Genomic DNA, 8,934 nt, shown 5'->3' on the forward strand with positions numbered 1-8,934 from the left:
TTCGCTGAGCAGCCTGGAGCGGAAATCAACGGACAACATTGAAGGATGAAAAACAACAATATATACGAAAAGAGCCTTCTAAATAATCTTCCATCTTCCAATTCACTCTAGTGTTATTGCTTTTACATATTTAATGTGCTATAATTTCAACTTGTGAGTAATGTATATTGCTCCTTGCCCTTTGTGGGCCGTTAGACCAAAAGGAGGTGAAAGTGATGAGAAAGTACGAAGTTATGTACATCATCCGCCCAAACATTGAAGATGAGGCTAAAAAAGCCCTAGTTGAGCGTTTCAACACAATCTTAACTGACAATGGTGCGGAGGTTTCTGAATCAAAGGATTGGGGTAAGCGTCGCCTTGCATATGAAATCAATGATTTCCGCGATGGCTACTACCAGCTTATGAACGTTAATGCTGAAGCAACAGCAGTTGACGAGTTCACTCGTTTAGCTAAAATCAGCGAAGACATCATCCGTTACATCGTTGTTAAAGACGAAAAATAATAGATATAGCCATTTTACCGAGAGGAGTTGATTCTGATGATGAACCGTGTTGTTCTTGTCGGACGTTTGACAAAGGATCCTGATTTGCGGTATACCCCGAACGGAGTTCCTGTCGCTTCATTCACTCTTGCCGTGAATCGTACTTTTACGAATCAGCAAGGTGAGCGGGAGGCAGACTTTATCAACTGTGTGGTATGGAGAAAGCCAGCTGAAAACGTAGCAAATTTCCTTAAAAAAGGAAGTCTTGCAGGTGTAGATGGCCGGATTCAATCCCGCAGCTATGAAGGCCAGGATGGAAAGCGCGTTTACGTGACAGAAGTCCAGGCTGAAAGTGTGCAATTCCTTGAGCCGAAGAATAGTTCTGGCGGCCAGGGCGGCGGTAACCCGAACTACGGCGGTCCTAAAGACCAGGATTTCCCATTTGGAAATAACAGCAATCAGAATCAACGCCAGGATAATCGTAATCAGGGCAACTATACTCGCGTGGATCAGGACCCATTCGCAAATGACGGCCAAATCGACATTTCTGATGACGACCTGCCATTCTAATAGGGCCCGATTATGAACGGAAATATATAAAATAATAAGCTAAAGGAGGTAACTGACCATGGCTGGAGGACGCAGAGGAGGACGTGCTAAACGTCGTAAGGTTTGCTTTTTCACTGCAAACGGAATCACTCACATCGACTACAAAGATGTGGATCTTCTAAAAAAATTCATCTCTGAGCGCGGTAAGATTTTACCACGTCGTGTAACAGGCACTAACGCTAAATACCAACGTAAATTAACGATTGCTATTAAGCGCGCTCGCCAAATGGCATTACTGCCATACGTTTCAGGTGAATAATAATTAGAGAAAGACGCTGGTATCCGGCGTCTTTTTTATTATGTTCTCCTTTATTACGGGGTGTATTAAAGCTAAAACCCCTTCTGAAATCGCGAAGGTTGAACCTGCATTTAATACTAGCTACAATAGAGCTTATATGAGTTCAAAAAGCCGGGAACAGATTTCCTCCTTTTTGGATACACGGTTTGAGGGGTGTATTAATGAATAATGTACATAAATTAACAGAAGGTGCTGTGCTTCTCGCGGTTTTTGCCGTGCTTCTTCTGATTTCGCTCTATGTGCCGATTCTCGGTAGCGTTTCGGTTTTCTTCCTGGCTCTTCCGTTTATTATGTTTGCAGCGAAAAATAACCGGATGAGCGCGATTGTCTTTCTGACGGGAGCCGTTCTGCTATCCCTGATTATCGGATCCATCATGGGCATTCCGCTTGCTCTGACATTCGGATTGACCGGTACGGTAATCGGTATGTTTATCAGGGAAAATAAAGGACGGGCTTCTTCCTTTATTGCGGGCACGCTCGTATTCCTTGCAGCCCTTTTGCTTCAATATGCTGCAGCAGTTGCCTTTTTTAATATCAATATCATTAAAGAAGGCATCAGCATGATGGAGGAGTCCATTAAAATCTCACAAGGAATGCTCGAAGGCTTCGGGCAGAACGCAGATAAGGCAGTCGAGCAGCTGACAGCTGGCCTGAAAATGATTGAGACCTTAACGCCGAGTTTATTTGTCATGACATCGGTCATTTCTGTTTTTGTCATTCAGCTTGTTTCCTTTCCGATTGCCAAACGATTCGGTATTAAGATTGAAGGCTTTAAGCCATTCAGGGAAATGAGCCTGCCGAAAAGCATATTATGGTACTATCTCATAACCATTATTGCTTCGTTCCTTTTTAATCCGTCAGAAGGAAGCTACTGGTTTATGGCACTTGTCAATATTGCCTTCATTCTGCAGATTTTCATGGTCATTCAAGGCCTGTCCCTGATTTTCTTTTTCAGTCATTTAAAGGGATGGCCGAAAGCCGTGCCTGTCCTTGCTGCTGTATTTACATTTCTTATGCCATTTCTCCTTTATATTGTGAGGATATTAGGTATAATTGACTTAGGATTTGATTTAAGGCAAAGATTAGGAAAAAAGTGATGAACAACACTACTGTTTAGGAGCTGAAAACATGCCTTCGTATTTAGAAAAGCGGTCCATACGCTATCCGATTTTTGGATTGATGGGCATAACAGTGGTGCTTCTCGGTATATTGGCGTACTACAATTGGCTTTCTGCATTAATTGGGCTGTTTCTGGCCATCCTTCCTTTCTACTACCTTTTTCAGCTGAATCAAAAGCACCGGAAGGAGACGGAAGAATACATTTCTACCCTTTCCTACAGGGTGAAAAAGGTCGGCGAAGAAGCTCTTATGGAAATGCCGATTGGAATCATGCTGATTAATGATGATTATTACATTGAATGGACTAATCCCTTTTTAGCATCCTGCTTTGATGAAGATACGCTAGTCGGAAGATCGCTTTATGATGTCGCGGATTCGCTTGTTCCGCTGATCAAACAAGAAGTGGAAACAGAAATTATTACGCTTCATGACCGCAAATTCCGGGTGATCCATAAACCGGAAGAACGACTTTTATACTTTTTTGATGTCACGGAACAAACTGAAATTGAGAAAATGTATCAGGAAGAACGGACAGTGATCGCCATCATCTTCCTTGATAATTACGATGAGATGACCCAGGCGATGGATGACCAGACGAAAAGCAGTCTCAACAGCCTGGTGACCCAGATATTGAATAAATGGGCACAGGATAATGGGGTCTTCCTGAAGCGGGTGTCATCTGAGCGCTTTATCGCCGTATTTAATGAACATATTCTGCAGCTTCTTGAAAAAGGAAAGTTCACGATTCTTGATGATGTCCGGGAAACCACATCCAAGCAAAATGTGCCTCTTACGTTAAGCGTAGGTGTTGGCACCGGGGTCTCTTCCCTTCCTGAGCTTGGTTCACTGGCCCAGTCCAGCTTAGATCTGGCATTAGGCCGCGGAGGAGACCAGGTGGCCATTAAGCAGACCAGCGGGAAAGTCAAATTCTTCGGGGGAAAAACCAACCCTGTTGAAAAAAGAACCCGGGTCCGTGCACGCGTCATTTCCCATGCGCTGAAGGAATTGATATCGGAAAGCGATAAAGTGATTATCATGGGCCACAAAAGCCCGGATATGGATGCGATTGGAGCCGCCATCGGCATTCAGAAGGTAGCGCGACTGAATCAGCGTGAGGGCTATGTAGTGGTGAATTTCAATGAACTGGATACAGGTGTCAGAAGGATGATGAAGGAAATTGAAAAGAACGAAGAGCTCTTTTCGAAATTCATCACACCGGAACAGGCAATGGAAATTGCCACGGACGATACCCTGCTCGTGGTGGTTGATACCCACAAGCCATCCATGGTAATTGAGGAAAAGCTGCTTCATGCGATTGAACATGTGGTCGTCATCGACCATCATCGCCGCGCTGAAGAGTTCATTCATAATCCGCTGCTGGTTTATATGGAGCCATACGCTTCCTCTACAGCAGAACTGGTGACAGAGCTTCTGGAGTATCAGCCGAAAAACGGCAGAATTGAAATGCTGGAAGCAACGGCGCTGCTTGCCGGGATTATTGTCGACACGAAGAGCTTCTCACTGCGTACAGGATCGCGGACATTTGATGCGGCATCCTACCTGCGGGGACAGGGGGCAGATACCGTGCTCGTCCAAAAGTTCTTAAAAGAGGATGTTGATACTTACATCAAGCGGGCGAAGCTGATTGAAACTGTTCAATTTTACAAAGAAGGCATTGCGATTGCCAAGGGTGAGCCGGATCAGATATTTGATCAGGTGCTGATTGCCCAGACGGCAGATACCCTGTTGACGATGGATGGCGTAGTTGCTTCATTTGTCATCTCAAACCGCTCTGAAAACATGATAGGGGTCAGCGCACGTTCCCTCGGGGATATCAATGTCCAGGTGATCATGGAGAATCTCGAAGGCGGCGGGCACTTAACAAATGCTGCCACACAGCTTCAGGATGCAACACTTGATGATGTTGAAGTCCGATTAAAAGAAGCTATAGATGAATACTTTGAAGGGAGAAAAAAGGAATGAAAGTAATCTTTTTAAAAGACGTTAAAGGCAAAGGGAAAAAAGGCGAAGTAAAAAATGTAGCAGATGGCTATGCACATAACTTTTTAATCAAGCAAGGGCTTGCTGTCGAAGCAAACCAATCGAGTATCAGCAGCCTGAATGCTCAAAAGAAGAAAGAAGAAAAGCTTGCTGCTGAAGAGCTTGCTGATGCAAAAAAACTGAAAGAAACACTTGAAAAGCTGACAGTTGAATTTACTGCGAAATCAGGTGAAGGCGGCCGCCTGTTCGGCTCGATCACAAGCAAGCAAATTGCTGAAGAGCTTCAAAAGAAGCACAGCATCAAAATCGACAAACGCAAGATCGAAATGGAAGATGCGATCCGCACACTTGGATACACAAAGGTTCCAGTCAAGCTTCATACTGAAGTAACCGCAACATTAAACGTACATGTAAAAGAAGTATAAAGCGAAGCCGATAAACTAATATTGGAAGTGGCTTTTGCCGGTAAACATGTTAAAATAAAAGGGTTGATTAAAAATGTGATCAGTTTCTGCTGGTCACATTTTTTAAAGGGATTATAAAGAATTTTTATATAAATATAGATTTTGTTTTACGCTTTTATTTTAAGGAGGTTTAATGAGATGAGTGATTTATTCGCGGATCGGCTCCCGCCTCAGAATATCGAAGCGGAACAGGCTGTACTTGGGGCAATCTTTCTTGAACCCTCCTCTCTTACACAAGCATCTGAGATCTTGATACCTGAAGACTTCTACCGTGCGGCCCATCAGAAGATTTTCAATGTAATGCTGAAGCTGAGCGATCAGGGGAAAGCGGTCGACTTAGTGACCGTGACAGAAGAGCTCAGCGCAGCAAAACTGCTGGAGGATACCGGAGGGGTCAGCTACTTAAGTGAACTGGCCGGCTCTGTTCCGACAGCGGCAAATATCGAGTACTATGCAAAAATCGTGGAAGAAAAATCACTGCTTCGCAGACTGATCCGGACGGCAACTGGCATTGCCCAGGACGGCTATACGCGCGAGGATGAAGTGGAAGTTCTGCTTGGGGAAGCAGAGAAAAATATCATGGAGGTTGCACAGCGCAAAAACGCCGGTGCCTTTCATAATATTAAGGATGTATTGGTGCGGACCTACGACAATATCGAGGAAATGCATAACCGTAAAGGGGATATTACCGGAATTGCAACTGGATTTACCGAGCTCGACCGCATGACAGCCGGCTTCCAGCGAAATGATCTCATCATTGTCGGTGCCCGTCCTTCCGTAGGTAAAACAGCCTTCGCCCTGAATATCGCGCAAAATGTGGCAACAAAAACCGGGGAAAACGTTGCAATCTTCAGTCTGGAGATGGGTGCTGAACAGCTGGTCATGCGTATTCTCTGTGCTGAAGGGAATATTGATGCCCAGAGGCTTCGTACCGGCTCTCTGACAGATGAGGACTGGGGAAAACTGACGATGGCAATGGGAAGTCTGTCAAATGCGGGTATTTTCATTGATGACACGCCGGGTGTCCGCATCCAGGATATCCGTTCCAAATGCCGCCGCCTCAAACAGGAGCATGGACTTGGCATGATTCTGATCGACTACCTGCAATTAATCCTCGGAAGCGGACGTTCAGGAGAAAACCGCCAGCAGGAAGTATCTGAAATCTCACGTTCCCTAAAACAGCTGGCACGTGAACTTCAGGTCCCTGTGATCGCCCTGTCCCAGCTTTCCCGTGGAGTGGAACAGCGTCAGGATAAGCGCCCGATGATGTCGGACATCCGTGAATCGGGAAGTATTGAGCAGGATGCCGATATCGTGGCATTCCTATACCGCGATGACTACTATGACAAAGAATCCGAAGATAAAAACATCATCGAAATCATCATCGCCAAGCAGCGTAACGGCCCGGTTGGAACCGTTCAGCTGGCATTCGTAAAAGAGTATAATAAGTTCGTAAACTTAGAGAAACGCTTTGATGATTCATTCGCGCCGCCTGGTGCATAAAGAGGGCCTGCATGCTGCAAGTCCTCTTTTTTATATTTGTATTTTCATTGTTTTACGAACATATTTTCATATTTTTATTAAAATTGTTCGTGTTTTGTTGACTATCACACATCACCTTGTTAAACTAAAGTGGTTGAAATAAGTTACTTAATTAAAAATGAAAATAAATTTTAAAACCATGGGATTCCCGGAGGTGCTTGTTTAATGTCATCAGTAGTAGTAGTTGGAACACAGTGGGGAGATGAAGGGAAAGGAAAGATTACAGATTTCCTTTCTGAAAATGCAGAAGTGATCGCACGTTACCAAGGCGGAAACAATGCAGGACATACAATCAAATTCAATGGCGAGACTTATAAGCTTCATTTAATTCCATCTGGAATATTCTATAGCGATAAAATTTGCACAATCGGAAACGGAATGGTTGTCGATCCTAAAGCGCTTGTAAAAGAATTGGCGTACCTTCATGACAAGGGAGTTACAACCGACAACCTGCGCATTTCAAACCGCGCACATGTCATCCTTCCCTACCACCTGAAGCTTGACGAAGTGGAAGAAGACCGCAAAGGTGCGAACAAGATCGGTACAACGAAAAAAGGCATCGGCCCTGCTTACATGGATAAAGCAGCCCGCAACGGAATCCGCATCGCGGACCTTCTTGACCGTGACGTATTTGAAGAAAAGCTTGCGCGCAATCTGGAAGAAAAGAACCGCCTGCTTGAGCGCTTCTATGAAACAGAAGGATTCAAAATCGAAGACATCATGGATGAATACTACGAATACGGCCAGCAGATCAAACATTATGTCTGCGACACGTCTGTCGTGCTTAACGACGCATTGGATGACGGCCGCCGCGTGCTGTTCGAAGGTGCACAGGGAGTTATGCTGGATATCGACCAGGGTACGTACCCATTCGTTACATCCTCTAACCCGGTGGCTGGAGGCGTAACAATCGGTTCGGGTGTCGGCCCTACCAAGATCAAGCATGTTGTCGGTGTATCCAAGGCTTATACGACTCGTGTAGGAGACGGCCCATTCCCGACTGAGCTTGATAATGAAATCGGCAACCAGATCCGTGAAGTCGGCCGTGAGTACGGTACAACAACTGGACGTGCGCGCCGTGTCGGCTGGTTCGACAGCGTGGTTGTCCGCCATGCCCGCCGTGTCAGCGGCATCACAGATCTTTCTCTTAACTCCATCGACGTATTGACTGGAATTGAGACATTAAAAATCTGTACAGCTTACCGTTATAACGGAGAAGTGATCGAAGAATTCCCTGCAAGCTTAAAAGTACTGGCTGAATGTGAGCCGGTATACGAAGAGCTTCCAGGCTGGACAGAAGACATCACAGGCTGCAAATCACTTGATGAGCTTCCTGCCAATGCCCGCCACTACCTGGAACGCGTTTCCCAGCTGACAGGAATTCCATTATCCATCTTCTCAGTCGGCCCGGACCGTACACAGACAAACGTAGTGTTAAGCCCATGGAGACAAAACTAATACTTGATTGGAAAAGCCCTGATAGGATTGGGGCTTTTTTTTATTGGGAGAGGGCGTGCGACTGGCTGGTTGTGGCTCCTGGGGGCGGGTTTGGACAGTGTGAGGGGGAAAAGGTGGTGTTGAGTCCGAAGATGGGTCAGGTTTAGACAGTGGGAGGGGAAATTGTCGTTTTTGAGTCGGAAGTTGGGTCAAGTTCAGACAGAAGAAGGAGAAATTGATGCTTCTGAGTCCGAAGTTGGGGCGGGTTCTGACAGAGAAGAGGAAAATGACCGGTGTTGAGTCCGAACCCGCTCATCTGGTTTTTAATAGAGAAAAAATAAAAAAGAGGAATAAACAAAGATAATTAGGGAAATGAATCCATAAACCGGGGAAAAGAACGCATAAATTAGGGAAAGGAACCCTCAAATTGGGGAAAAGAATACCCTTTTTTAGGGAAAACCCATCCCAACCAAGTGGCTGCAATTTAGTAGTCTAACACCTCCTGCTGCAGTTTTCCCGCAAAAAATAATTTTTTATAAAAAAGATATTGCGCTTTTATAAAACTCTATGATATTATAAAAAGCGTCGCCAAGGTAGCAACCTTGGAATCACTCATAGTACGAGCCATTAGCTCAGTCGGTAGAGCAGATTGCAGCATCAGTGAATTTCTTCACCCGAATAGCAATCTGTGACAAAGCACGCAGGGCTTTGGAACATCTGACTTAGCAGTATCAGGCTTTAGGAAACAGAGTTTAGTATGAGCCATTAGCTCAGTCGGTAGAGCATCTGACTTTTAATCAGAGGGTCGAAGGTTCGAGTCCTTCATGGCTCACCATTTATACTTTTTATGGCCCCTTGGTCAAGCGGTTAAGACACCGCCCTTTCACGGCGGTAACACGGGTTCGAATCCCGTAGGGGTCATGGCGAATAACCGTCAGCAAACAGCTGGCAAGCCCAGCTTACTTGCTGGCGGTTATTATTT

At 45.3% G+C, this 8,934-nt stretch carries 8 protein-coding genes and 2 tRNA genes; all 10 read left to right on the top strand.

The features are described 5' to 3' along the window. Positions 1-215: 215 nt before the first annotated feature. On the top strand, positions 216-503 hold the full coding sequence (gene rpsF, locus CHI10_RS17855; protein WP_076262938.1) for a 30S ribosomal protein S6: 288 nt from the start codon (positions 216-218) through the stop codon (positions 501-503). A gap of 36 nt (positions 504-539) precedes the next feature. Beyond that, positions 540-1,052 (top strand): single-stranded DNA-binding protein, encoded by a 513-nt coding sequence (gene ssb / locus CHI10_RS17860; protein WP_076262941.1) that lies wholly within the window; start codon positions 540-542, stop codon positions 1,050-1,052. Between the two features lie 58 nt (positions 1,053-1,110). Further along, positions 1,111-1,350 carry a 30S ribosomal protein S18 gene (gene rpsR, locus CHI10_RS17865; protein ID WP_009332461.1) on the top strand — a complete coding sequence of 80 codons (240 nt, stop codon included), beginning with the start codon at positions 1,111-1,113 and terminating at the stop codon, positions 1,348-1,350. Positions 1,351-1,550: 200 nt separating this feature from the next. Then, entirely contained in the window at positions 1,551-2,486 is a 936-nt protein-coding gene (locus CHI10_RS17870; protein ID WP_095245559.1) for a YybS family protein, read from the top strand. A 31-nt stretch (positions 2,487-2,517) separates the two neighbouring features. Continuing rightward, positions 2,518-4,491, top strand: coding sequence for a DHH family phosphoesterase (locus CHI10_RS17875; RefSeq protein ID WP_095245560.1), 1,974 nt, complete (start codon positions 2,518-2,520; stop codon positions 4,489-4,491). Next, complete coding sequence (gene rplI / locus CHI10_RS17880; protein ID WP_095245561.1) at positions 4,488-4,934, top strand: 50S ribosomal protein L9; 447 nt, start codon at positions 4,488-4,490, stop codon at positions 4,932-4,934. Before CHI10_RS17875 ends, rplI begins: the two co-directional genes overlap by 4 nt. 177 nt (positions 4,935-5,111) lie before the next feature. Beyond that, entirely contained in the window at positions 5,112-6,476 is a 1,365-nt protein-coding gene (gene dnaB, locus CHI10_RS17885; RefSeq protein WP_035328281.1) for a replicative DNA helicase, read from the top strand. 204 nt (positions 6,477-6,680) lie between these two features. After that, positions 6,681-7,973 carry an adenylosuccinate synthase gene (locus tag CHI10_RS17890; protein ID WP_095245562.1) on the top strand — a complete coding sequence of 431 codons (1,293 nt, stop codon included), beginning with the start codon at positions 6,681-6,683 and terminating at the stop codon, positions 7,971-7,973. Between the two features lie 738 nt (positions 7,974-8,711). Continuing rightward, positions 8,712-8,787: transfer RNA gene (locus tag CHI10_RS17895), tRNA-Lys, on the top strand. A gap of 14 nt (positions 8,788-8,801) precedes the next feature. Further along, positions 8,802-8,873 (top strand) — tRNA-Glu (locus CHI10_RS17900). Positions 8,874-8,934 lie beyond the last annotated feature (61 nt).

It is taken from the genome of Bacillus sp. 7894-2, from assembly GCF_002272225.1.
GTDB lineage: Bacteria > Bacillota > Bacilli > Bacillales > Cytobacillaceae > Cytobacillus.